This window comes from Mesorhizobium amorphae CCNWGS0123 (genome assembly GCF_001686985.1).
GTDB classification, from domain to species: domain Bacteria; phylum Pseudomonadota; class Alphaproteobacteria; order Rhizobiales; family Rhizobiaceae; genus Mesorhizobium; species Mesorhizobium amorphae.
On the sequence record NZ_CP015318.1, the window covers coordinates 5410858 to 5433931 of the forward strand.

Below are 23074 nucleotides of genomic sequence, written 5' to 3' on the forward strand. Positions count from 1 at the left end.
AGAATCGTTGATTTTGTTGAGTTTTTCGTGGGCCAAGATCAGAAATCTTCCCGTATCGTTCCGCATGGTCCCGTGACGCCATACCGAATGCTCAACATCTTCGCCGACTTCGAAACCGCCCTGTACTTTTCCACCATCACTTTCTCGACGGTTGGCTATGGCGACATCGTGCCCGCCCATGCGCGGCGTATCCTGACGGCACTCGAGGGCGTGAACGGGTCCCTGCTCATCGGCTGCTAGACCGCCTACCTGATCGCATCAGGCACCCGCACGAGCCGTTCAAGGCCGGCGAACATTTTCGACAGCAGCAGATGCTCCGATTTGCTCCCGATCAATGAACGCGCGGCAATCTGTCGGTAGGCTCCTTCTCGATGGGTAACCTCAAATTTGCTCAAAGACAGGCGAGAGGAAGACATCTGCTTTCTGCTTCTTTCGACGAATTGACTATGTGCTACGGGAACCGCAGACCGGTCAGATCGGGAGGAAAGGCATCAGGGTTGGGAGGACTAAGCATGGGCGAAGATCTATACGGTCATCATGCCGACCGCATTCAGGCCGCGATTGCTTCGGACGCGGCGGCGATAAGCCGCAGTCCTGCGGGCGTCCGCAACAGGGACGATTGTTGCACGCAGGACGGAGGAAATTCGCCCCCGCCGCGGGCGGTGAACAGGACAGCCGTAGGAGCGTCAGCATAGCGCCGGCCGCAGGACGGGACGCGGGACCGACTGTCCCCGTTCGCGGTGGTCCGCTTGTGTCAGGATGGAAGCCGATCGGACCGTATCGCGCGATTTCGGTTCTCGATAGTCCGGTGGCCGATCGGCGACGACGCTCTGCCTTTGGCGAGCCAGGCATTTGCCGCCCAGGATAGGTAGTTAAGATCGGCTCGCTTCGCTAACCGCAGCAGCGAAGCCGGAACTGGCAGCTCGACGAGTGGGGGGAAAGGCGGTAGCGCTCTCCCGCTAACATCATCGCCATGTAACCATCTGATATTAATATATATTTTTGACGGGAAGGGTTGGAACACCAACCCCCGACAACCTGATTCTTCTTAACTGGTTGATAATAGAGACATTTTGTGTCGGGGGTTCAAAACCCCACCGATACCAGTTTCCTCATGGCACGCGGAGCATCGCCCCGCCCCGCGGCCTGCCGGATTATCTTGCCGCACCTGAGATCGCGGACGGGCGGCTCGCGCCAGACCAGCCAGTAGGCGCCGACGCTACCCACCGCGCGTTCGAACAAGGGCCCCAGACCCGGGCCAACTATCCACCGCTGGAAGCTTCAGCACATAGCTGGCCGCGGAAACGTCGGCACTGCGGTGAAAGTCGCGCCCGATGCGATCTCCTCCGCTGGAGGACGAGAATTTGCTCGACCTAAGCGAGGAAGCGCTCGCCATTGCTCGGTCCATCGAACAGGCAAGGTGCGGTAATGCAATCATGGCGCGGCCCTGCGAGGAAGCGATCGCCCGATCGACGTGGATGTAGCAATGCCCATGGCAGCTCTCCTCCAGCTCTAACCCCGCGACTATAGCCGCAAGGGGGTGGAGAGCCGTCCACCGCATCAACAGCGGAATGGCGGCTTCTGGCATCCGAACAACGATAGCGGACGTTCAGCCCGTGGAACCAGGTCTGAAGCTGGCCCGAAGCGGTCAATGGCTCAATCCCCGATTGGAATATCCCGCTGGACCGCGGCCTCGACCGCAGAGTGGAACGACAAGGGAGGGCTGTCGTGACCGACGAGGTGACAATTCGTGAACTCAATGGGCTCGATGAGATGCTCTCGGTCTATCCAGTGTTCCGGCAAAGCAACTCGCATCTGGACGAAGCAGCATTTCGTGAACGACTCTCCGCGATGCTCGCTCAGGGCAATTATCGCTGTATCGCGGCCTATATCGGCGATCGAATGGTGGGGCTCTCCGGCTTCTGGACGGGCATTCAGCTCTGGTGCGGGAAGTACATCGAAGCCGACCATGTGGTGGTCGACACGACGCTACGCAGCCTTGGCACAGGCACCAGGCTGATGGCGTGGATCGAGGCGGAGGGCGAGCGGACTGGATGCGCTGTCTTCCGTATTGCCATGGTGCTTGGCAAGGAACGGACGCGCCAGTTTTATGTTCGAAACGGCTTCTTTGACGATGGCCTTCTCATGGTGAAGGCCCTGAGCCGAGGCGCCGCGGAGTTCCCGGAGTATGTATCGCGACCTGGCGAGCCAGGCTTGGGGGTCTAGCGGTTCGCAACCATCCTCTTCGGATGTCCGCTTCTGGTTCATCGGCTGGCAATTTCTGGGCTGTGTGATGAACTACGCGAAGCGGTCGGTGCTCCGCCGGGTATATATGTTCCGGGAACGACAGTGATGAACGAAGAAGGTCACGACGCATTATACCAGCCCATAGAATTGCCATGCGGGGTTGTGCTGAAGAACCGCCTTGCCAAGGCGGCGATGTCGGATTCCCTCGGTGACGGATGTGGCAACCCTACCGACGCCCAACTCCGGCTTTACGAACGATGGGCTCATGGCGGCGTGGCCGTCTCGATCATAGGCGAAGTCCAGGGCAATCCGAATTTTGCCGAAAAGCCCGGGAATCTCGTATTGAACGCACATTCCAACCTGTCCCGTTTTGAGGCTCTTGCGCGAACAGGTTCAACGAATGGTGCGCAACTCTGGTTGCAGCTTGGCCATGCCGGTGCGATGGCCTACCCACCGATCAGCACTCCAAAAGGGCCGAGTGCAATCGACTTGCCCGGATTGACCTGCGCCGCACTTAGCCGTAGCGAAATTCTCGACCTGCCGGGTGACTTCGCGCACACAGCGATCATGGCAAAAAGGCTCGGTTTCGGCGGTGTCGAGATACATGCGGCACACGGCTTTCTGCTCAGTCAGTTCCTTTCGCCTTTGTTCAACCGCCGCAACGATGACTATGGCGGCGGAATCTCTGCGCGAATGCGGATCGTGCTGGAGGTCGTAGACGAAGTCCGACAAGTGGTCGGACCTGACTACCCGGTGGCCATCAAACTGAACGCGTCCGATCAGCTGGATGGAGGTTTTCAGGAAGATGAGGCCCTTACGCTGATTGATGCACTTGATGGAACCGGGATCGACCTCATTGATATCAGCGGTGGCACTTATTTTCCCGGAGCAAAATCTGCCTCTGACAGTGCGGGCAGCGGCCCCTATTTCACCGAATTCGCCCGAAAGGCCCGGCTGCAAACGCAAAAACCCTTGATGGTCACCGGCGGCTTCAAGACCCGAGACCAGGCGACATCAGCCGTTTCAGGTGGCGCTGCGGATTTGATCGGTCTGGCGCGCGCGTTGGTTCTCGATCCCAGCTTGCCGAACGCATGGCAGGGCGAAGCCGGGGGCAACCCGCAGTTCCCAAGATTCACCTCGCGGCCGGAAGGCGGTGTCACGGCCTGGTACACAATGCGTTTGACCCAATTGAGTGAGGATCGCGAGACGTCAGAGGTTCAGGATATCAGCACGGCAATCGGCGCCTACGAAGCACGAGACGCTCGACGTGCTAAAATCTGGAAAAGTTGCTTCGGAGCTTGAGTGGCAAAGGGTGTCGCCAGGGTTGAGCGGAACGCCGCCGAGCGGCGTCCCGCGGCTTCGTTCACAAGTCTAGTTCTTGACCACGTCCTCCAGGAAGAACCGGCCCAGCGGATTCTGGTAGAAGTTCTCGATGTTCTTACGAGAGACGTTGATGAACGGGCTGTAGTACAGATCGATCCAGTTGACGTCCTCTTTGGCCATCTTCTGCAGGTCGGTGTACATTTGCTCGCGCTTGGCGGGATCCATCTCGGTGCGCGCCGCCGCGACCAACTCCTTGACCTTCTCGTTGTTGTAGCGGGTCATGTAGTTCATGTTCGCGTCGTGGCCGAGCACGAAGGTGGTCTTCTGGTCTGGGTCCAGAATGTCGTTTGTCCAGTAGTTGACGCCGACGTCGTAGTCGCCGGCCACCAGCATGTCCCATTCCTGGCTGGGGTCGACCTTCTGTATGTTGACGGTGACGCCGGCTTTGGCGAGCTGCTGCTGCAGCAGCACGGCCGTCTGCTCGACGATCTCGTCGCCGGCGCGCACGACGTAGTTGAGCGTCAGGTCCGAAGCCCCGGCGTCGGCCAGCATTTGCTTGGCCTTTTCCGGATCGTAGGGCCGCTTCAGATTGTCGGCGTAGTAATAGAGCGCGCCCTTCGGGACGTAGGAGTTTGCGACCTCGCCGTAGCCGAACGTTACCGTGTCGACCACAGCCTGCTCGTCGATGGCCATGTCGAGGGCCTGCCGCACCTCCTTCTTCGCCAGCGCGCCATGCTCGTGGTTAATCAGCAAGTGATCCTCGCGGGTCGACGGGTCTAGATGGACGGTGAGGTTGGAATCCTTCTGTAGTTCGGCGACGCGCGAGAATGGCACGAAGATCGCGGTGTCGAGCTGGCCGGCCTGCACGTTCAGCATGCGGGTGTTGTCGTCCGGCACGGAGATCCACTCGACGCCATCGAGACTGACACGGTCGGCCTCCCAGAAATGCGGGTTTTTCGCCAGGATGACACGGTCGCCGCGCCGCCATTCCGTGATGGTGAAGGCGCCGGAGCCGATGGGCGTTTCGGCATATTTCTCCGGACCGAGCGTCTCGAACCCCTTCTTGGAAAGCACTGAGGCGATCGGGAAGGCCAGCGTCGCCAGGAATGGCGCGGTCGCCTGCTTGAGTTTGATCGTGACGGTCTTCGGATCGGTTGCCTCGACCGTATCCATCACCTTGAAGGGATCCGCCCACAGCGAGCCCTTATCGTCCCTGATGCGGGTGAGGCTGAACACCACGTCGCCGGCCGTCAGGTCGGAGCCGTCCGAGAATTTCGCGTCGCGCAGCTTGAGCGTATAGGTGAGGCCGTCCGGGCTGACCTCCCAGCTCTCGGCGAGACCGGGCTCCAGTTTGGTGCCGGTCTTGTCCACACGGATCAGCACGTCATAGACGTTGGCGAACACCCACAGGTCGATGTTCTGGGCGGTCTTGATCGGATCGAAGGTGGTCGAATCCTCGCGCCGACCGATCGTCAGTACGCCGGCGGCTTCTGCGAGCGTCGCCCCCAGGGACAGGCTGGTCATAACGGTGACCAGGCCGATGCGCATCCATTTGCTTCTTAACATCCGTATTCCCCTTCTGGTTTGCCTCTGGTTTTCAGTTTGCGACCCCGTCGGCCTGCGCGGTCGCCATCTTCGAGGGAGCAAGCAGCGGCTTGTCCGGATCGATATGCGGAATGGCGGCGATCAGCGCGGCGGTGTAGGCATGCTTCGGCCGGGAGAACACCTCTTCCGACCGACCTTCCTCGACAATCGCGCCGCGGTGCATCACCACTACACGCTGGCAGAGATTACGCACGATGGCGAGATCGTGGGCGATGAATATCAGAGTGAGCGACATACGCTCCACCAGTTCGCGGAACAGCTCCACGATCTGCGCCTGGATGGTGACGTCGAGGGCGGCCACGCACTCGTCCGCAATGATCAGTTTCGGGTCGACGGCAAGCGCGCGAGCTATGCCGGCGCGCTGGCATTGGCCGCCGCTCATCGAGCGCGGCTTGCGGTCGAGGAACGCGCGACCCAGGCCGACCAGGTCGAGCAGTTCGCCGCAGCGTGCTGGTATTTGCGCGGTCTCGATCTTGCCCTGTACCCGCAGGACCTCCGCGAGCATCTTGCCAACGGTAAGATGTGGGTTGAGGGCGTTGTAGGGGTCCTGGAAAACCATCGCGGTTTGGCGTCGCAGCGTGGCGAGGACTGCGCGACCCGAGGCGATGTCCGCACCATCGAAACGTATCGTGCCTGACGAGACCGGCGTAAGGCCAAGGACGGCGCGCGCCAGAGTGCTCTTGCCGCTTCCGGATTCGCCGACAATGCCGACCGTTTCGCCCGGCATGACACGGAGCGTGACCTCTTTGATGGCATCAACCGCGCCTCGCCGGAACAGGCCGCCGGTGGCGAAGCGTACATGCAGCTTCACGATGTCGACCAGCGGCACCGCTCCGGGTGCCTGGCGCTTCTCAGTCTTTGCCGGCATGTCCTCCTCCGGCAGCGAGGGATGACTGGCGATCAGCGAACGGGTGTAGGCGTGCGCCGGCGCCGCAAGCAGACCGCGCTTCTCTCCAACCTCCACCAATCGACCTTGCCTCATCACCGCGATGCGGTCGCAGACTTGGGCGACGATGCCGAGATCGTGGGTGACCAGGATCACCGAGAGTCCACGCCTGGTGCGGATGTCCATCAGAAGCCGCAGGATCTGCGCCTGTATCGTCACGTCGAGTGCCGTCGTCGGCTCGTCGGCGATCAGGATTCTGGGATTGCTCGATAGTGCCGCGCCGATCATGGCGCGCTGGCGCATGCCGCCGGAGAATTCGTGCGGATAGCTATCGTAATGCCGAGCCGGGTCCTGAAACCCGACCTGGGCGAGGATATCCACGGCCGCGGCGCGCGCCGCCTTGGCGTTCAGCCGCTGGTGAAAGCGGATCCCCTCGCTGATCTGGTCGCCGATCCTCATGACCGGGTCGAGATGACTGCTCGGATTCTGGAAGATCATGCCGATTTCACCGCCGCGCACGGCGAGCATCTCGGCCTCCGGCGCAGTCGTCAGCTCACGCCCGGAAAGTGTGATCGAGCCGCCGCTGATCCTGAGCCGGCTCGATGGCAGCAGCCTAACGAGGGAGCGGCAGAGAAGGCTCTTGCCCGACCCGCTCTCGCCGACCAGCCCGAGCACTTCTCCCGGGGCGAGGTCGAGCGACACGGCATCAAGCAGGGTACGCTCCCCGCCGTCATCGTCATGGACGACCGTCAGGTCGGTAATCTTGAGCAGCGCCGCTATCATTCGTGGACCCCGAACAAATCGGCCAGCCCGTCGCCGATCATGCTAAAGGCAAAGGCGAGCGTCACGATCGAAAGCCCCGGGAACAGCGTAATCCACCACGCGGTGGTGACGAAGGCTTGGCCTTCCGCCACCATCACGCCCCACTCCGCGACTGGCGGCTGCACGCCGAGCCCGAGATAGCTGATGGCCGCGCCATTCAGCAGGACGAGGACCGCGTCGGACATCGCGAAGACGACCGAGCCGGCAGCGGCATTGGGCAGGAGGTGCCGGAACATGATGCGCGTGCGGCTGAAGCCGAGGCTGACCGCGGCAACCGCGTAGTCGTGGTTCTTGAGCACGAGCATCTGGGCGCGGACGAGCCGCGCGTAGGACACCCAGCCGACGAGGGCCATGGCGATGTAGAAACTGGCCAGGCCAGGCCCCAGGATCGCGATGATCGACAGCATCAATACCAGGAACGGGAAGGCCAGGATGATGTCGACCAGCCGCATGAAGATGGCGTCGACTATCCCGCCGAAGAAGCCGGCTACCGTGCCCAGCGTGGTGCCGATGAGAAAGGGAAAGATGACGCCGATGATGGCGATCTGCAGGTCGATGCGCGCACCCCAGATGACGCGCGAGAGGATGTCGCGGCCGAAATTGTCGGTCCCGAACGAGTGCAGCCAGGACGGCCCCTGGAGCCGTGCTGTCGCGTCCTGTGCGATCGGATCGTAGGGCGCGATCAGCGGCGCGCCGAGCGCCAGGACGACGAACCCGCCAAGCAGAAAGACGCCGGCCGCCAGCGTGCCGCGGCGGCGAAAGCGGCCGCTCCTGCCGAGCGCGGGGGCGGCCAAGGGCTCGCTCACAGCTTCACCCTCGGATCGAGAGCCACCGTGACGATGTCGGCCAGGAAGTTGATCAGCACGGTGGCGCAGGCGAAGACCATCGCCACGCCCTGCACGACCATGTAGTCGCGCGAGAAGATGGCGCGCACCAGCAGCTGGCCCATGCCGGGCAGCGCAAACACGGTCTCCACCACGACGGTGCCGCCTATCAGCCAACCTATGTTTACGGCGAGAAGGTTGACGGTCGGCACCAGCGAATTTGGCAGCACGTGGCGCCAGAACACGATGCTCTCCGGCATGCCGCGCGCGCGCGCGGCAGTCGCCACGTCGGACCTCAAGCCTTCGACCATCGCCGCACGCAAACTGCGCGCCAGAACGGTCGACAGCGACAGCGAGACAGTGAGGCTCGGTAGCACGAGATGCGCAAGCTTTTCAGAAAGCGTATTGCCGTAACCGGACACCGGGAGGATGGCGAGTTCGACGCTGAATAGGATGATCAGCATCAGGCCGAGCCAGAAGGGTGGGAAGCCGATGCCGAAGGTGGAAACGATGCGGATCACCTGGTCCGCCAGCCTGCCGTGATTGCGCGCCGCGATCGCCGCCACCGGCACGGCGATCAATACCGACAGCACCATGCTGCAAAGCACCAGCATCAGAGTAGGCTCGATGCGCGTGGCGATCAGCTTCAGCACATCGATCTTGTAGAGGATCGAGCGCCCCATCTCGCCGTCCGCGAGGTTGCGCAGGAAGTAGAAATACTGGGCGAGCAGGGGCTCATCGAGGCCGTACTGGGCGCGGATGCGGGCGATCGCTTCCGGGGTGGCGCGGGTGCCAAGCAGAACGCGAGCGGGATCGCCAGGGATCAGCCGGACAAGGATGAACGTGATGACGCTGATGCCGAAAAGCACCGGCAGGAACTGAAGCGGGCGGTATAGAACGAACTTATAGCGATGCATGGCCCTGAGGGGTTTCCCCGTCCGCTCCCTTCCACCTGCATTCCGTCTGCATCAGCCTGCCTTGTTGCGCGAGAGGAACCCCGAAAGGATCGGATAGTATGCAGCCGGGTTCTCGTAGAAGGGCATGTGACTCGCATTCGGGATGATGTGCAACTCCGACTGCGGCAGGCCAAGTTTCATGCGCAGACCACAGGCTGGCGTCAGTTCGTCGTGCTCGCCATGCGTGATCAGCACCTGCACCTTGATCCTGGGCAGGTCGGGCACCCGGTTCCAGTCCTTGAGATTGCCGATGTAGAGAAACTCGTTCGGACCTTGCATGGTCGCGTAGGGTCCCATGTTCCAGTCGTCGAGCGAGCGGCGCACCGGCGCCGGCCATTCGGGCAGGCGGCAGACATGGCGGTAGTTGAGGATCGTCACCGCCGCCATGTATTCCGGATGATCGTAGGTTCCCTGCGCCTCGTGCTTCTGCATCATCGATACGGTCTCGGGTCCCAGCGAGGCGCGCAGGCGTTCCAGTTCCAGCACAAGATGCGGCATATCGGCGACGGTATCCTCAAGGATCAACGTCTGCAGGTTCTGCTGGTAGGCAAGCGCATAGTCGATCGCCAGCCAGCCGCCCCAGGAATGACCCAACATGTGGACCTTGCCGAGCCCCAGCGTCTTGCGAACCGTCTCGGTCTCCTCGACGTAGCGCGCGATGGTCCACAACGAGGTGTCCGTCGGCCGGTCGGAGGCGCCGGTGCCAAGCTGGTCGAACGCCACGACCCTGTATCCCTGGTCTACCAGACAGGAGTGCGATTCGCGAAGGTAGTCGCAGGGCAGGCCAGGTCCGCCGTTGAGGCAGAACACCGTCTCGCTGCCGGCGCCGAAGCTGTAGGCAACGACCTTAAAGCCGTCGACGTTTACCTCGATGCGATCGTCGGCCGCCATCTCACGCCACATGGTACGCTCCGAATGCACAGCTTTTAGGCATGCTCATATTTTAAGCGAAACGTTGGGAGTGCATCAGCTATAAGAAGTGATAGGGTGGGTCCGGGAGGGTGTCGGCGGAAGAGCTCATGCTGGACGAAATCACCACGATCAGGCGGCGCTTCGCTCGCCATGGCACCCTGGACGGTTGCATCGACGAGGCGTTCGTAGCGATGCGCGGCCTCGGCTACGAAGCCTTGATATACGACTATACGCCCGTGCCTTACGACCTCGACGGCTCGATCATGATCCCGTCGATGCTCAAGCTGCGCAACATCGATGACGACATGTACGACTATTGGTGCGATCGCGGCTACTTCCGCATCGATCCCGTGCAACTCGTCGCCGCGCACAGTTCCAGGCCCTTCGCCTGGAACTACGACGATGGAGCCGACACGGAAATACGCGCGCTACTCAACGAGACGACGGAGCCGGTGGCGCGATATCTGCGAGAGCGCGATCTCACCCGAGGCGTGACGATCCCCATTCATATGCCGCGCGGCGGCTATGCCACGGTCACCGGGGTACGTTTCGGCGCCGGAGAAGATGTTCCGCGCGATCCCGGAAGCATCGCCCAGTTCGGCCTGCTCGCGCATGTCTTCCATGACGCGGCCTACGCCTACTACAACCGCTCGGCCCTCAGTCCGCGATTGCCGGCGCTGACCGAGCGTGAGCGCGAGTGTCTCCGCCATTCGGCACATGGGCTCTCTGCCAAGGAGATCGCGCGCGTCATCGGGCGCTCGGTTCCTACTGTCGTCATGCACCTCACGGCCGCCGCCAGGAAGCTGGGCGCCAGGAACCGAACGCAGGCCGTCGTTCGCGCCGCGCATTTCCGCCTGCTCGACAACTGACCGACAGACCCTATTACTTTTCATAGCTGCCGCCTCGGGCAGGCTCGCCCTACGATGCCCGCCGCAACGAGGAGAGCCGCCGTGACGGAAGCGAAGGAAGGCCATGTCGCGTTTCGCGGCTCCCGCACCTGGTACCGCATCGCCGGCAACCTAGATTCGCCGAGGCTCCCCCTGGTGGTCGCCCATGGGGGACCAGGCTGCACCTACGACTATGTCGACACTTTCAAGGACATCGCGGCTCTCGATGGCCGGGCCGTGATACACTACGACCAGCTTGGAAATGGCAACTCCACTCGGCTGCCGGAGAAGGGACCAGACTTCTGGACCGTCGACCTGTTCCTTGACGAACTCGATACGCTGTTGCGGTCGCTCGGGATCGAGCAGCGCTACGCCTTCCTTGGCCAGTCCTGGGGCGGCATGCTCGGCGCCGAGCATGCCGTGCGCCGGCCGGAAGGCCTCAAGGCCCTGGTGATCGCCAACTCGCCGGCCAACATGCGCACCTGGGTGTCCGAGGCCAATCGGCTGCGCCGTGAACTGCCCGCCGACGTCCAGGATACGCTCACACGGCACGAGGCCGCCGGCACGATCACCGATCCTGAATATGTAGCAGCCTCGCGCGTGTTCTACGACCGACATGTCTGCCGGGTCGTCCCATGGCCGCCGGAGGTGGCGCGAACCTTCGCCATCATGGACGAGGACAACACGGTCTACCGCAACATGAACGGCCCGACCGAATTCCACGTCATCGGCACGATGAAGGACTGGACCATCGAGGACCGGCTGCCCGACATCGCGGTACCGACACTGCTGATTTCGGGCCGCCACGACGAGGCCACGCCCGAGGTAGTTCGACCCTATGTGGAGCGCGTTCCGGGTATTCGATGGGTACTTTTCGAGCATTCGAGCCACATGCCGCATGTCGAGGAGCGGGAGCTCTGCATGCGCACTGTCTCGGACTTTCTCAAGACGCAGGACTGAGGAGCACCGGCAAGCATCGGGACGCGGGATCACCTTTCGCACCTCCCCGATGTCGCGGTGACGGAGGCAGCTCGACGCCTGATTCGCGTGGCTTGCCTCCGAAAGGACCGCCGCGCGGACACATCCACCCAGGACCTTCGCATCGACAGACTGGTCAAATCGAGGTGCCGAGCGGCCGTTGTGATAGCGTAGCGGCGGGAATGGGCCGTAAAGGGACCGGCAGCTTTCGGGATGATTGGGTAGCTAGCCGACCTTTGCATCCAGCAGATGTGGACGGTTTCCGCCGCCAGTAGCTGGCGGAATCATCCCTGGGACCTACGAGGTGACGTTGCCGGTCGCGCTCGCCCGTTCCTCGTCCGCCATTGTTCGCCAACGCTTGGCGAGGTCGCGACGGCGGCCGGGATAGCGCTCTTCGAAGAGTTCGACGCGCTCGATCCGATCGACGCGGAACGTAACGAAAATCCTGCCGCAGTTCGCACCAGCCCGCGATGAAGCGTTTGTCCTCGATGAAGCCAAGCATGATGGGCCAGATGATACGCTGGGTTAGACCGCCCGCCGGATCCTTGTAGGCGATATGGAGCTTGAACTGTTCGCGCATGGCCTGACGGAGCAGGCTCAGGTCCACTGCCGGCGTCTGGGGCCTGTTGCGTCCAACGTGGAAAGCATTGTCGGTCAGCAAATGCCGTAACTCGGTCGGCAAGACCGCGCCGATGTTCGCGATCGCATTATTGGGCGGCGAAGGCGAGGCCGTCATCCGTCTGGTGACCGACCCATTGTGCGCCGAGCGTGAGCGCCTGGAGCTCCTCTTGGGAGAACATGAGCGGCGGCAGCAGAAAGCCAGGCTTCAGCACATAACCGAAGCCTGGCTCCCCTTCGATATCGGCTCCCATTGCCTGGAGGGTGCCGATATCGCGGTAGATGGTCCGCAAGGAAACGCCAGCTTCGCGCGCGAGCTCAATGCCCGGCACAGGACCATTGTGCCGGCGCAGCATCTGCATCAGATCGAACAGCCGATTGCTCTTGGACGCGATTCTACCAGCCAATGCCAAATTTTGGCAGGGGTTTGCTCAAGGCATTGACACGATCGCTTTGCCGTTCAGCTTGCGTCCCTGCTCCAGAGCCGTGACCAGAGCGATCGCGTTCTCAAGAGGAACGGTCAGGGCGACCGGAAGCCGGAGCTTTCCATCGCTCGCCGAGCGGGCGAGGCCGTCCAGGATATCGTTCCTCGCCGTGCAGACGATCGGCTTGAGCCTGCGGTCGAAGACCGCGCGGATGAACTTGCCTGGCGTCGGATTGATGTCCAGGTACACGCCACCCTTGCGGAGCAGGCCGAGCCCTGCCGCGACCGTCATGGTTCCGGCCGTGTCATACACGACGTCGAACCGATCCGCGATCTTCGAGATATCCGTAGTCCGGTAGTCATAGACTTGGGTTACCCCCAACTGCTCGGCGCGACCCTTCTGTTGCGCACTACAGCTACCCGAGACCTCGGCCCCGAGCATCCGCGCGATCTGACCGGCGGATTCGCCGACCCCGCCGGTGCAGCCGTTGATCAAGACCTTGGCGCCTGCCTGCAGGTTCGCCTTGTCAACCAGGCCGTTCCACGCCGTTATTCCTGGGGTCCCGAGGCACGCAGCTTCCTCGAACGACACGGAACCAGGTTTCCTGGCGAGAAAAGTCTCCGGGGCAATCACGGCTTCGCCGAGTGCACCACCATTCTTGATCTTGGCAGACCCGAATACAGCGTCCCCCACCTTGAAGCGGGTAACGCCCGGGCCGACCGAAATCACCCTGCCAGAAAAGTCGCTGCCCAGGGGCGCGTGGAAATGTCTTCCCGGTCACCATCTTCAGGTATCCGTTGCGGACTTTCCAGTCGATTGGATTGATGGCCGCGAAGGCGACCTTGACGGCGACCTCGCCCTTGCCCGGCGTGCGAAGCTCTGCTTGCCGCACTTGCCGCGACTCCTTGGACGGATGGCGGGCTCCGCAACAAGCAAGAAGGGTATTTTTGAAAGCGGCCCGTAGTGCAAGTTTGGTCCAGGCCTCCTACCACGGCATCACCGCGTCGACTGAATATGTTTGCGCCCGAATGACTCCTGTCTGTGGAGCAGCACTCGGTTGCGGCCGGTTTGCTTGGCAAGATAGAGAGCCGCATCCGCCTGACGCTGTAACTGCTCCGGTGAGATGGCCTCGTCAGCCGTCTGAACTGCAACTCCAATGCTGAGAGTGACGCGGCGTGACACGCGGGATGCCGGGTTGGGAAAAGCGGTGGCCTCAACGCTCTTACGAATTCGCTCAGCCACAGAGATGGCCATTTCCTCGTCCACCCCGGGCAAGAGCACGAGGAATTCTTCACCGCCGTAGCGGGCCACGTGATCGTGATCGCGCCTCACGTTTTCCTGGATAGTGCTGGCGACCACGACCAGACAGCGATCGCCCTCAGCATGGCCGAGATGATCGTTCAGCTTCTTGAAGTCGTCAATGTCGCACATCAGCATAGCGGCACCGTCGGGGCATTTTCTGCCACCGCCCCATAGGCGGTCGAGCGTTTCCGTCATCCAGCGCCGGTTGGCGATGCCGGTGAGCGGATCGGTACGCGCCAGGAGTTCCAGCCGACCGTTCGCTTCCGCCAGTTCGGCGACCCTGCGCCGGTCGCGAAGCTCAAACAGGAAAGTCTTCTGAGCGAGAATTGTCATGATGCGCCGCGCGGCGACCGTTGCGAAGATACCGCTGGCGAAAAACAGCGTCGCAGCCACGGCGCTCCCAAATTCGATGCCCGGGTTCCGCAGTTGAAAAACGAGATAAATACCGAGCGCCAATGCGGCAATAGTTGCCGTCCAGGCCAGCGGGATGCCGAAGATGATGATGGCTGTAATGGCCACGAACAGCATGATGTTCAAGTGCCGTTCGTAGAACTCGCCACCAGCGCTTACGCCGACCAAAGCAATCGACAACAAGATGAGGAACATGCCTGCGATCAGCGAAGCCCCTTGGAGCCAGGGCGCCTGCGGTTTTCGCCAGACAAGGACGATGGCCACAACGACGGGCGGAATGATGGCGCCAGGCAGGAGCATCGACAGCGCGATCGCTCTTGGAAGCATCAACATGTTGAGCGCCAGGGTCAGCACATCCAAAAAGGCCACCCAGATCATCCAGGCGCGGATGATCTTGGCCGTTTGCGACCAGACACGCGCTCGAAACAGGCGTTTGATCTCGCCTCTGAGGCGGATGTCGCGCGTGCGGCGTGCCAGAAGTCGGTCAACTTCTGCAGCTATGGCAGGATCATCCTGCACTTCGAGGTGCATCCGATCTGACAATCGATAGGCCCCTAAGCTGCTTTCTCCTGAACATCCATCCGAGCCATCCGGTCGTCGGCGATGGGCAAGGATGCCAAGCTATCCTGAAGATTTGATGTCTAGCAGGAGCTGATTTGCATATTCAGTTGTAACCACACGGTAAGCAACCGCGGAGTTCCATCCTTGATCGCGACCTGCTAGCAGGCTTGGACCATGTCAACGAGACCGTGCCGCAGATCGTCGTCCACCGGGACATAGGCAGACAGGAGCGCTGTCAGACGGTAGAGGCGCGGAGCCCGGCGTCTACGATCCTGACGAAGCCCCTCGGGCTTCCAAGCGAGGGCGATGCCAGCACTTAAGGCGCGGATCAATGTGTCCTGTTTATCGACGTGACTGCGAGGTTCGTCAGCTTGTTGTTGGTGGCTTTCTCCTGGTCAAGGATCTCGCTGAGCAGCGTTTGCGCCTCGTCATGCCCGAGGTCCTTTGCCCATTCCCGCAGAGAGCCGTACCGGGAAATTTCGTAGTGCTCGACTGCCTGGCAGGCCGCCAGCCAAACCTATTGACCCGTTATGGGCGGCGCTCGTGGCGGTCTCGCGAAACGAGCGACCCGCAGATGCTTTTTTCGTGTTATGATGGCGTTGCAACGCGCAATCTCGACCTTGGCAATATGGCAGAGGCCGAAGGTATTTTGCCCTGGCGCAGGAAGTTCTGCGCCCCCAGCACGGCTCAACTACGAGCGCTGGGTGCGCTGCCTTTTCTTGATTGGTCCGGGCGAGGAGGTTGTCCATGTCCACGAGTAGTGTCGACCGCCCGCTGCAGCCGGGCGACCGGGCACCGAATATTGTGCTCGACGCGATATCCCGCGACGGCAAGATCGCGCTCACTGATTTTCGCGGTCGAAGCCCGTTGTTGATCGGTTTGTTTCGCGGCCTGCACTGTGCGTTCTGTCGGCGCAATGTCGCGGCAATGGCGCAACTCGAGCCGGCCCTGCGTGAGAGAGGCGTCGAATGCCTGGCGGTGGTCAATACGCCGGTCGAGAGGGCGCGGCTCTATTTCCGTTACCACCCGGCACCCGATCTTCTCGCCGCGTCGGACCCCGAGCGGGCCTCACACCGTGCTTTCGGCTTGCGCGAGGTCGGGATGGACGAGGTCATGGGGATCCGGATCCATCTCCCGGGCGAGTTGCCCGAGCCTATGGACCCCATGGCAATGGACGAGTTCCTCAACAAGAAGGAGGGATATGAAATTACGGAAGCCGATCAGCGGATGATGGCTTCCGCTAAGGAGTTGCTTGTCGGTCAGTTCCTCATCGACCGAGGGGGCATTGTACGCTGGAGCTTCACTGAAGGTCTGGAGGATGGCCCCGATATTACGTTCAAGACACCGAACCCCGAGGAACTGATGTCGGCAGCTTCACAAGTTGCACATTAATCGGCGGCGGAAATAGGCTGCTGGAAGGAGCTCTACGCTCGCGTATCAAGTCCGAGCCGTGCCTGTTCGCCTTGGGCGAAGGCTTTGGCATCTGCCCGAGAACGGAAGCCCTTGACGCTTACCACGCCGTCTTCGATGACCCGAACATAATGCCTATTTCCAAGTTCCTCGATCTCGACCGAAGTCTTCCACGGTTGCGTGTTCATCAAATTGCCCCCTTTGCTTTGATGGTCGCTGAAACGTCATCACCGGGGAAGTGTTCCAGCGTCTTTAGGCCCGGTCAACCCAGGGCACTCAGTCGTAATTGAGCCGATTCTAATGTGCCTGTAGCCTAATCAGCGCGGGGCTTGGGGCTTCTTTCTATCCCGCAATGGCCGGTGTGGTGCAAATAGACAGCAGCGAGCATACCCAGACTGCACCGGCCATTTAAATAATTTCCAATTCCCGTTGAGACACGCTCGGCGCACATGGACAACGACTGGACCGTCTTCCTCTTCGCGGTGAGTTCCTTGGCGGCAATGGTTGTAGCTTGCGCTGCACTACTCGACGGCAAACAGGGTATCAAAGATACTTTCGCCGGCATGGGCTGGATGTGGTTTTACGTGATCGGTTGGGCCGCAGTCTTGATCTGTGCAAGGTATCTGGCGGATTGAATTCGAGACAATTTTAAACATCTTCGGACCTAATGCGTAGTGTATTGGGCCTTCGGTCGCCCTTGCGTGCTCGCGAGCAATATAACATCCTGCCCCCGTGTGTTATTGGGGAACACCTTTGTTTACAGACTACTACGAGCTTCTAGAGATCAGTCCGCGAGCCAATTTGGAAACGATCGAGGGGATATTCCGCTACTTTGCGATGCGTTACCATCCCGACAATCAGGACACCGGGGATGAAGTACGCTTCAGCGAACTCGTGGAGGCACACAATACGCTCAAGGATCCGGTCAAGCGGGCGCAATACGACATCGAGTACAAAGAGCATTTGAACATTCGCCTTGATCTGGCTCAGGAAGCCAGCAACTCCAAGGGCATCGAACGAGATAGCGACCTTCAAGCGAAACTGCTCTCGCTGCTTTATGCAAAACGCCGGCAAGACGTCAACAATCCCGGCATCGGCGACGTAGAAATCGAACGTTTGTTAGACTGCCCGCGCGAGCACCTTGAATTCCATCTCTGGTATCTGAAAGCCAAAGGTTGGATAGCGAGGATCGAAAACGGGACGATCGCAATCACCATTGAAGGTATCGATCGCGCGAACTCCGAATATCCTCGTAAGGCCGCTGTGACCAGGCTACTCGATCACGCTCATTAAGGCCCCTGCGCGCGTTCATGCTGGATGGCCTGCCTGGGCGCCTGCTTGTCGTCTCGCTGAAATGGCCCGCTGCCGGGAAAAAGCAGCGGGCCTGGCTTCAAGGCTTGGCCGGAAACGGGAGTGGGGCACAAGGGCGTCCGGCCAGCATTTTCAACGAGGGAGGCAATTCTTTGTTCCCATGCCGTTCGCATATATTAGCAATCTGTTGACTAAGCCCGCGCTCGCTCCAGAATTGTCTGCATGGCGACGGGAAAAATTGGCGTTGGAGATCTGGTGGCGGTAACCGCGACCGTGCGCTGGCGGATCAATCCAGGTCACGTCAGCGTTGCCATCCCCAGCTACAACTTTCCCTATTCGATCCGCGATTCGTCGAAAATGACAATGCGCGGCCAGCAGGTCGAGCTTACCGGTGAGGTCACGCGCATCGATAACGAGACTGTGACAATCGCCCTAGGTCCGCTTGTGACCGTTGCACTCGACAAGGTCAGGCTGGTGGACAAATATCGGCCGCCAACGCGCAAGAAGCCACTCCGTGACTTGGTCGACTAGCCTCGGCCTGTAGCCAGCGATTGCAATGAATTTAGCAAAGTTGCAGATTAGAACTCGCCGGGGCTACCCATCTCCGGCATGGCCCGGTTGTCCTCTCCCCGAAGGTTAAGGCAATCGGGCCGCCCATGATGGCAAAACTGAATCATTGCGAACGCTCGACCGCGAACTACGGGGCCTCAACCATAGTGGAGCTTCGGCTTGGGCTCAGTCCCATTAAACTGGACGCCTACCCGATCATTTTTGCGCCAACAAACTGTGGCTCGATAGGCAATTCCATCCACCGGAACATAGAGCAGGAAGCGCTCTGGGACTTTCGCGTCAGGCGCCACACGCAATTCAGCCCCGTTCACATGCTGATTTCGGACAGTGCAGCTAACCTCGGAGTTTTGGATTCCGGTAATGATGCTCGCGCCCTTAAGCACGCGTGATCGGCGCTGGCGACGTACATCGTCTTTGGGCGCGAATTGTTCCATGAGGATAAACTCCAAGGGCTCCGCATCGATCCGTACGCTCGGCAGAGCATGGTTAGCGGCATGCTAACCGAAATCCTCACTCTTCTGACGGTCCTGCTTCCGAAGAGACGCCAGGTCCGCAAACATCGCCTCTCTATCGCCCTGGAACTTTGTGAGCAGCGCTAAAGCTTGGTCGCGGTTGAGTCGCCCAAGCCTCATGATGTGTTCCAACTCGTGCTTCGGCACGGCGGCACCAGGCTCGTCTGATGACCCGCCCGGCCTTCGCCATCTCCCAAACTTTTCCCCGAGCGACATCCGCTACCCCCTTGAACTCGCCCCAGCAGATCCAGAAGTCGGCCGCCACCTAGAGATTTCCTGTTTGGCACTTGGGGCGAGACGATCGGCCTCATCCCGCGTCAATCCAATAAGGGATCGGCCGGCTAATTCGGCTGGCAGATCGAAAATCTGATCAAAAACCGCCCACGTCCCAGACGGCTCCTGTACCGCAGTAAACCTCATAGGTCGCTCCCTAATGTTGAAGGCGCCAAGAAACTGGCGAGCAAGAACTTTGTTCCCAAGATCCAAGGAGAAATTTCGACATCGACACGATACGCGACGATCATTCCTGCCGAGATCGACGAAAATGGCGTTACGATCGCTCTGGGACCGCTGTCGCACTCGACAAGGTCAGACTGGTCGAGAAATACCGCGCCCCAAGGCGTAGGACGCCCACGATACGGTGGATTAGCTCATCGGTAGGGGGCGGCGCTCACGTTCGGGTAATGGCGCCCAGTCGGAATTCCAGGCGATCGCCTTCAAGGCGCTGACCGGCGTCGACCGGCTCAGGCTCTACGACATCGACCGATCCGCCTCGCGCAAATGCGCGAAGAACCTGGCTGGTATGGGCTTTGATATCACCATCTGCGAAACCGGGCAGGAAGCGGTTGAAGGTGCCGGGATCATCACGACCGTTACCGCCGACAAGCAGTGCGCCACCATCCTCACCGACAACATGGTCGGCTCCGGCGTCCACATCAACGCCGTCGGCGGTGATTGCCCCGGCAAGACCGAACTGCACAAGGACATCCTGCTGCGCTCCGACATTTTCGTCGAGTTCCCCCCGCAGACACGCATCGAGGGCGAGATCCAGCAGCTGGATCCCAACCATCCGGTGACCTAGCTCTGGGAAGTAATCGCAGCAAAGGCCCAAGGTCGCCGAGACGCCAAGCAGATCACGCTGTTCGATTCCGTCGGCTTCGCCATCGAGGACTTTTCGGCACTACGCTATGTGCGTGACCAGCTGCAAGCGGCCGGCCTCTATGAGGAACTCGATTTGCTCGCCGATCCCGACGAGCCACGCGACCTGTTCGGCATGCTGCTGAGAGCGGCCATGCAGCCGGCGGCTTGAGAAAACGAGCCCAAAGCGTTCGCCCCGTCTTAATAATTGTCCTGCACCTCCAACCAGGGAGGCATCCAGAGGAAGACTAGTCGCGACGGGAAGCCGACGTTTCCATCGGCGACCAGAACCGACTTGACGGAACATTAGCTAGATCTAAATGTTTGTGCGCGGCGGGCGATGCCCTCCATCGCCTGCTGAAGATCGGGCCTCCGGTCGGCCCGCGTCCTCCGCCAGAGGCGCGGGCTTTTCGGTGGTTGTGCCGCGCCGCCATCTCGCGCGCTGCCCGCACTTGGCCGCCTGGCGTTGTTTCTCCAGCCGCCAGAGGAATACCTATCAACCTCTCGCAGGCGGCTCCGTGGAAAAGGCAGCGATGATCGCCTCGAGCGACACATTCAGTGCGTTCGAAAAGGTCCTGCCCTTCTGCCAAATCGCAACGTAGTGATAGAGCGCGGACGGTTCCACCGGCTTTATTCCCAAGTGAAACGCCGCGTATTCACGCGCGATGATCTCATTGGTTATCGAAATGTCTAGGCCAGCCGAAACGTATCCGGCTTCGTGACCGTTGCAATCGAATTCCACCATTATGTCTGGTTCAACGCCGGCGAAGCGCAAGGCATTGAAGTTCATTTGGTGGGCGGCGAACTGGGGATCGATATCGATGATCATTTCGCCTGCCAGGTCGTGAGCCTCGATACAGGTCTGATTTGAGAAGCGATGGTCGGGATGAAAATGCATACGTTGCGCGCTGACCCAAGGGGCGCCCATTCAAACAGACTTGGGTCCAAGGGCAATCTCGAGATTCCAAGATCTGCCCGCCCAGCCAGGATGTGCTCGCCGATCTGCTCGTAGCTTCCAGAAATCGACCGCACATTCGACGCGGTCTTTGAGTGGATAGTCGCGACGACCTTAGGCAAGGTCACGAAACCGAAAACAGAAGGCGCGGCAATCGCGATCCGTTGCTTTTCCTCGTTCTTCATTGCGAAGATCGACGCTTCCAGCCGATCCAGGGACGTCAGGGCAAGTTCTACGTTTCGCAGGAGTTCCCAGGCTTCCTGCAAGGGAACGATGCGGTTGGCTGATCTCTTGAAGAGTGTGAGGCCGACCGTGGTCTCGAGTTGCTTCACATGTTGACTGACGGCCGGCTGGCTTATCCCGAGCGCTGCCGCCGCTCGCCTTGTCGAACCGGCCCGCAACACTTCTCGGAAGACCTTCAGTTGACTCAACGTCTTCGCTACTTGCGGAGGTGCGACCAATGAGTGCCAGGTTAAAAATAGGGGGTTCGAGTCCACGTCGTTGGCCCCTTCAGAAAATCTCATAAAAATCAGCCACTTAAGCGGTCGTTTTGGTGGGCCTGGGAGGACATATTAATATCATTGATTTTATTGGCTTTTTCGTGGGCCAAAATCAGAAATCTTCCCGTATCGTTCCGTATGGTTCCGCGACCGACCTCGTCCAGTCGAATTTCACTGGCTTATGCACGCCCAGGAGAAGCCCTGAACTGAAGTCAGGGACCGCGCTCAGAAACGGGCAGCTTTTGATCAGCCCCGGCCAGTGGCGAAAAATCGGATTTGGCCAGCACCCCAGCTATCCTGGCAAAGCTGACAAATGCCTGTCGCGCCTGTTCGGTTGTCATCTGCCCGGCGATTGCGGCGTTGCAGCTCCTCACCGCGCAGCTGTATACCGGTCCCCGACGGGCCTTCGGCCATTGATTCAAGAATACGAGCGCCTCCCGCACCGAGTTGATGTCGTGTCTCACGTCACTGGTCTTAACCTGCACGGGGGCAAGGAAAGCCAGACTGGTCATTTGTTACCTCCCTGGGGTTGCAAGGTTGATTCAGCATCCCATGACGGCTCTTTCGTTGCGGCTGTTGGACTTCATTTGACCATCCTCGCTATCTGCGAGGGCCGGGGCTCGACGAGCCCCGGCCCTCCTTTGCGACCGTCATTTGCTGTCATTGATTGCAATGCGCTTGGCGTTTGCCTGCGCCATTTTGGTCTTCGGCAGTGTCACGGTGAGCACACCGTTCCTGAACGTGGCCGCCACCTTGTCTTCTTCAACCTCACGGCCGAGACTGAAGCGCCGCTCAAAGCGCCCATAATAGCGTTCGCTGAACTGGCGGTCCTTGTCCTCGGTCTCTGCTTTCTTCTCGCCGCGAAGCGTCAGAACACCATCCTCCAGCATGACCTCGATGTCGTTTTCGTCGAGGCCCGGGATTTCGGCCGTCACCCGGATTTCCACATCGGTTTCCGAGAACTCCACGCTTGGCCAAGTGCCGTTGAGAGGGGCCATGCGGCCAAGCACCGAAGGCGTGTCAAAACCGCGAAACACCTCGTCGAATAGGCGGTTGACATTGCGGTGCAGCGACAGGAACGGATCCATGTCGTTACTGCGATAAATGCTCGGTGCCTGGCTGCCGCCACGGCTCCAGGGAATTAAGTCACGTACGCTCATTTGTCCTGCTCCTTTCCGTATTTTTTGGGTCGCACCCGAATCCCACCCACGACAGGACGGGATCGGTGCAGGATCAGGCCGCCGCGCTTTCAATGCGCTTGGAGGCCGCCTTCTTGTCGGTCTCGACATTGATCGCGATGCGGCGCGGCTTCATCTCCTCGGGAATTTCCTTCTTGAGGTCGATGGTCAGCAGACCGTTTTCGAGCTTTGCCCCGACAATGGTCACATGATCGGCCAATTCGAAGCGGCGCGCGAACGACCTCAGCGCCAAGCCATGATGGAGGTACTGAACCTCGTCGTTCTCTGTCTTGGCGCCGTCGATCACGAGCATATTTGGCTCCTGCGTGATCGTAAGCTCGTCTTCACCGAAACCGGCGACCGCGAGGACAATGCGGTAGGTGTCTTCGCCGAGCTTGGCGATATCGTAGGGCGGCCAGTTGTCCGCGCTGTGTGGTGGACTGGCGTTTTCGAGCAGGTTGAATATGCGGTCAAAGCCAATGCTCGACCGATAGAAGGGGGAAAAGTCCAGGTTCGTTCTCATAACTACATCCTCCTTGGAGCAACATAGATACGAGGGAACGCCAAGAAGCCCGGCGCTCCCTGACACATCGGCCCCTTGCGCGGCGACCGACAAAGATGAGTTGGGAATCGATTTCGGCCGTGTCAAGAGCGACCACTAAAGCAGTTTCGCGACCGCCTTCGGATGGCAGGGTGGCAGGCTCTCCAGCGAATGCCCCATCTACTTCGCAGGTATTTCGAACG

20 protein-coding genes and 6 pseudogenes are annotated in these 23074 nt (G+C 60.4%); 11 read left to right on the forward strand and 15 right to left on the reverse strand.

The annotated features are described in order from the left end of the window. The first annotated feature begins 72 nt into the window (after positions 1–72). The 3 genes from A6B35_RS36750 (at position 73) to A6B35_RS25270 (ending at position 3549) form a co-directional block, all read left to right on the forward strand. Positions 73–240: a potassium channel family protein gene (locus A6B35_RS36750; RefSeq protein ID WP_244426147.1), complete on the forward strand. Its 168-nt coding sequence runs from the start codon at positions 73–75 to the stop codon at positions 238–240. Between the two features lie 1488 nt (positions 241–1728). Beyond that, positions 1729–2226, forward strand: a complete 498-nt coding sequence (locus tag A6B35_RS25265) for a GNAT family N-acetyltransferase (protein WP_006206666.1) — start codon at positions 1729–1731, stop codon at positions 2224–2226. A gap of 126 nt (positions 2227–2352) precedes the next feature. Next, the gene (locus A6B35_RS25270) at positions 2353–3549 is read left to right on the forward strand and encodes an NADH:flavin oxidoreductase/NADH oxidase family protein (protein WP_006206665.1); all 1197 of its coding nucleotides are present in this window, start codon (positions 2353–2355) and stop codon (positions 3547–3549) included. Positions 3550–3618: 69 nt separating this feature from the next. Here the strand turns inward: A6B35_RS25270 and A6B35_RS25275 are convergent, their stop codons facing one another. The 5 genes from A6B35_RS25275 to A6B35_RS25295 are packed head-to-tail and all read right to left on the reverse strand — an operon-like array spanning position 3619 to position 9566. Then, positions 3619–5118 (reverse strand): ABC transporter substrate-binding protein, encoded by a 1500-nt coding sequence (locus A6B35_RS25275; protein WP_006206664.1) that lies wholly within the window; start codon positions 5116–5118, stop codon positions 3619–3621. Between the two features lie 49 nt (positions 5119–5167). Next, positions 5168–6844 (reverse strand): dipeptide ABC transporter ATP-binding protein, encoded by a 1677-nt coding sequence (locus A6B35_RS25280; RefSeq protein WP_006206663.1) that lies wholly within the window; start codon positions 6842–6844, stop codon positions 5168–5170. Continuing rightward, positions 6841–7689, reverse strand: coding sequence for an ABC transporter permease (locus A6B35_RS25285; RefSeq protein WP_006206662.1), 849 nt, complete (start codon positions 7687–7689; stop codon positions 6841–6843). The genes A6B35_RS25280 and A6B35_RS25285 overlap by 4 nt, the downstream gene beginning before the upstream one ends. Beyond that, on the reverse strand, positions 7686–8624 hold the full coding sequence (locus A6B35_RS25290) for an ABC transporter permease (RefSeq protein WP_006206661.1): 939 nt from the start codon (positions 8622–8624) through the stop codon (positions 7686–7688). The genes A6B35_RS25285 and A6B35_RS25290 overlap by 4 nt, the downstream gene beginning before the upstream one ends. A 51-nt stretch (positions 8625–8675) precedes the next feature. Beyond that, positions 8676–9566 carry a proline iminopeptidase-family hydrolase gene (locus tag A6B35_RS25295; RefSeq protein ID WP_040584293.1) on the reverse strand — a complete coding sequence of 297 codons (891 nt, stop codon included), beginning with the start codon at positions 9564–9566 and terminating at the stop codon, positions 8676–8678. Positions 9567–9682: 116 nt separating this feature from the next. Here A6B35_RS25295 and A6B35_RS25300 point away from each other — a divergent pair, with 116 nt between their 5' ends. After that, positions 9683–10444, forward strand: a complete 762-nt coding sequence (locus tag A6B35_RS25300; RefSeq protein WP_006206659.1) for a helix-turn-helix transcriptional regulator — start codon at positions 9683–9685, stop codon at positions 10442–10444. Positions 10445–10498: 54 nt separating this feature from the next. Beyond that, a complete protein-coding gene (locus tag A6B35_RS25305) occupies positions 10499–11422 on the forward strand; it encodes a proline iminopeptidase-family hydrolase (protein WP_050900904.1) in 924 nt (307 codons plus the stop codon). Between the two features lie 315 nt (positions 11423–11737). Here A6B35_RS25305 and A6B35_RS37740 read toward each other — a convergent pair. Then, a pseudogene (locus A6B35_RS37740) lies at positions 11738–12420 on the reverse strand (helix-turn-helix transcriptional regulator). Between the two features lie 69 nt (positions 12421–12489). Continuing rightward, positions 12490–13375: pseudogene (locus tag A6B35_RS25315) on the reverse strand (NAD(P)-dependent alcohol dehydrogenase). On the opposite strand from A6B35_RS25315, the pseudogene A6B35_RS36755 reads away from it, so the two are divergent. Beyond that, positions 13353–13409, forward strand: a pseudogene (locus A6B35_RS36755) (hypothetical protein); the annotation flags it as partial. The pseudogenes A6B35_RS25315 and A6B35_RS36755 sit on opposite strands and share 23 nt — an antisense overlap. 70 nt (positions 13410–13479) lie before the next feature. Here the strand turns inward: A6B35_RS36755 and A6B35_RS25320 are convergent. Next, the gene (locus A6B35_RS25320; RefSeq protein WP_040584291.1) at positions 13480–14727 is read right to left on the reverse strand and encodes a GGDEF domain-containing protein; all 1248 of its coding nucleotides are present in this window, start codon (positions 14725–14727) and stop codon (positions 13480–13482) included. Between the two features lie 358 nt (positions 14728–15085). Then, positions 15086–15268, reverse strand: a pseudogene (locus A6B35_RS34715) (YciE/YciF ferroxidase family protein); the annotation flags it as partial. Between the two features lie 236 nt (positions 15269–15504). Here A6B35_RS34715 and A6B35_RS25325 point away from each other — a divergent pair. After that, on the forward strand, positions 15505–16149 hold the full coding sequence (locus tag A6B35_RS25325; protein WP_006206655.1) for a peroxiredoxin-like family protein: 645 nt from the start codon (positions 15505–15507) through the stop codon (positions 16147–16149). A gap of 32 nt (positions 16150–16181) precedes the next feature. On the opposite strand, the gene A6B35_RS35735 is transcribed toward A6B35_RS25325, so the two are convergent. Beyond that, on the reverse strand, positions 16182–16355 hold the full coding sequence (locus A6B35_RS35735; RefSeq protein ID WP_156788626.1) for a hypothetical protein: 174 nt from the start codon (positions 16353–16355) through the stop codon (positions 16182–16184). Positions 16356–16616: 261 nt separating this feature from the next. On the opposite strand from A6B35_RS35735, the gene A6B35_RS25330 reads away from it, so the two are divergent. The 3 genes from A6B35_RS25330 (at position 16617) to A6B35_RS25340 (ending at position 18009) form a co-directional block, all read left to right on the forward strand. Continuing rightward, positions 16617–16802 (forward strand): hypothetical protein, encoded by a 186-nt coding sequence (locus tag A6B35_RS25330; RefSeq protein ID WP_006206654.1) that lies wholly within the window; start codon positions 16617–16619, stop codon positions 16800–16802. Between the two features lie 118 nt (positions 16803–16920). Then, a complete protein-coding gene (locus A6B35_RS25335) occupies positions 16921–17460 on the forward strand; it encodes a DnaJ domain-containing protein (RefSeq protein WP_006206653.1) in 540 nt (179 codons plus the stop codon). Between the two features lie 240 nt (positions 17461–17700). Further along, entirely contained in the window at positions 17701–18009 is a 309-nt protein-coding gene (locus tag A6B35_RS25340) for a hypothetical protein (RefSeq protein WP_006204415.1), read from the forward strand. 176 nt (positions 18010–18185) lie between these two features. On the opposite strand, the gene A6B35_RS34720 is transcribed toward A6B35_RS25340, so the two are convergent. Next, complete coding sequence (locus A6B35_RS34720; protein WP_081482229.1) at positions 18186–18482, reverse strand: PilZ domain-containing protein; 297 nt, start codon at positions 18480–18482, stop codon at positions 18186–18188. A 757-nt stretch (positions 18483–19239) separates the two neighbouring features. Here A6B35_RS34720 and A6B35_RS25355 point away from each other — a divergent pair. Next, positions 19240–19869, forward strand: a pseudogene (locus A6B35_RS25355) (Rossmann-fold NAD(P)-binding domain-containing protein); the annotation flags it as partial. A 324-nt stretch (positions 19870–20193) separates the two neighbouring features. Here the strand turns inward: A6B35_RS25355 and A6B35_RS37375 are convergent. The 4 genes and pseudogenes from A6B35_RS37375 to A6B35_RS25375 all read right to left on the reverse strand — a co-directional run bounded on the left by A6B35_RS37375 (position 20194) and on the right by A6B35_RS25375 (position 22853). Beyond that, a pseudogene (locus A6B35_RS37375) lies at positions 20194–21176 on the reverse strand (LysR family transcriptional regulator). 188 nt (positions 21177–21364) lie between these two features. Then, on the reverse strand, positions 21365–21664 hold the full coding sequence (locus tag A6B35_RS25365) for a DUF982 domain-containing protein (RefSeq protein ID WP_006204412.1): 300 nt from the start codon (positions 21662–21664) through the stop codon (positions 21365–21367). Positions 21665–21802: 138 nt separating this feature from the next. Then, on the reverse strand, positions 21803–22312 hold the full coding sequence (locus A6B35_RS25370; protein WP_040583453.1) for an Hsp20/alpha crystallin family protein: 510 nt from the start codon (positions 22310–22312) through the stop codon (positions 21803–21805). Positions 22313–22385: 73 nt separating this feature from the next. Then, complete coding sequence (locus A6B35_RS25375; RefSeq protein ID WP_006204410.1) at positions 22386–22853, reverse strand: Hsp20 family protein; 468 nt, start codon at positions 22851–22853, stop codon at positions 22386–22388. Positions 22854–23074: the final 221 nt, after the last annotated feature.

What these genes read in the sequence shown, in the direction of transcription:
- A6B35_RS35735 (WP_156788626.1), bottom strand. Translation starts at nt 16,355, where the DNA reads ATGAACACGCAACCGTGGAAGACTTCGGTCGAGATCGAGGAACTTGGA.
- A6B35_RS25300 (WP_006206659.1), top strand. Translation starts at nt 9,683, where the DNA reads ATGCTGGACGAAATCACCACGATCAGGCGGCGCTTCGCTCGCCATGGC.
- A6B35_RS25375 (WP_006204410.1), bottom strand. Translation starts at nt 22,853, where the DNA reads ATGAGAACGAACCTGGACTTTTCCCCCTTCTATCGGTCGAGCATTGGC.
- A6B35_RS34720 (WP_081482229.1), bottom strand. Translation starts at nt 18,482, where the DNA reads ATGGAACAATTCGCGCCCAAAGACGATGTACGTCGCCAGCGCCGATCA.
- A6B35_RS25270 (WP_006206665.1), top strand. Translation starts at nt 2,353, where the DNA reads ATGAACGAAGAAGGTCACGACGCATTATACCAGCCCATAGAATTGCCA.
- A6B35_RS25340 (WP_006204415.1), top strand. Translation starts at nt 17,701, where the DNA reads ATGGCGACGGGAAAAATTGGCGTTGGAGATCTGGTGGCGGTAACCGCG.
- A6B35_RS25370 (WP_040583453.1), bottom strand. Translation starts at nt 22,312, where the DNA reads ATGAGCGTACGTGACTTAATTCCCTGGAGCCGTGGCGGCAGCCAGGCA.
- A6B35_RS25320 (WP_040584291.1), bottom strand. Translation starts at nt 14,727, where the DNA reads ATGCACCTCGAAGTGCAGGATGATCCTGCCATAGCTGCAGAAGTTGAC.
- A6B35_RS25280 (WP_006206663.1), bottom strand. Translation starts at nt 6,844, where the DNA reads ATGATAGCGGCGCTGCTCAAGATTACCGACCTGACGGTCGTCCATGAC.
- A6B35_RS25330 (WP_006206654.1), top strand. Translation starts at nt 16,617, where the DNA reads ATGGACAACGACTGGACCGTCTTCCTCTTCGCGGTGAGTTCCTTGGCG.
- A6B35_RS25275 (WP_006206664.1), bottom strand. Translation starts at nt 5,118, where the DNA reads ATGCGCATCGGCCTGGTCACCGTTATGACCAGCCTGTCCCTGGGGGCG.
- A6B35_RS25290 (WP_006206661.1), bottom strand. Translation starts at nt 8,624, where the DNA reads ATGCATCGCTATAAGTTCGTTCTATACCGCCCGCTTCAGTTCCTGCCG.
- A6B35_RS25325 (WP_006206655.1), top strand. Translation starts at nt 15,505, where the DNA reads ATGTCCACGAGTAGTGTCGACCGCCCGCTGCAGCCGGGCGACCGGGCA.
- A6B35_RS25305 (WP_050900904.1), top strand. Translation starts at nt 10,499, where the DNA reads ATGCCCGCCGCAACGAGGAGAGCCGCCGTGACGGAAGCGAAGGAAGGC.
- A6B35_RS25295 (WP_040584293.1), bottom strand. Translation starts at nt 9,566, where the DNA reads ATGTGGCGTGAGATGGCGGCCGACGATCGCATCGAGGTAAACGTCGAC.
- A6B35_RS25365 (WP_006204412.1), bottom strand. Translation starts at nt 21,664, where the DNA reads ATGACCAGTCTGGCTTTCCTTGCCCCCGTGCAGGTTAAGACCAGTGAC.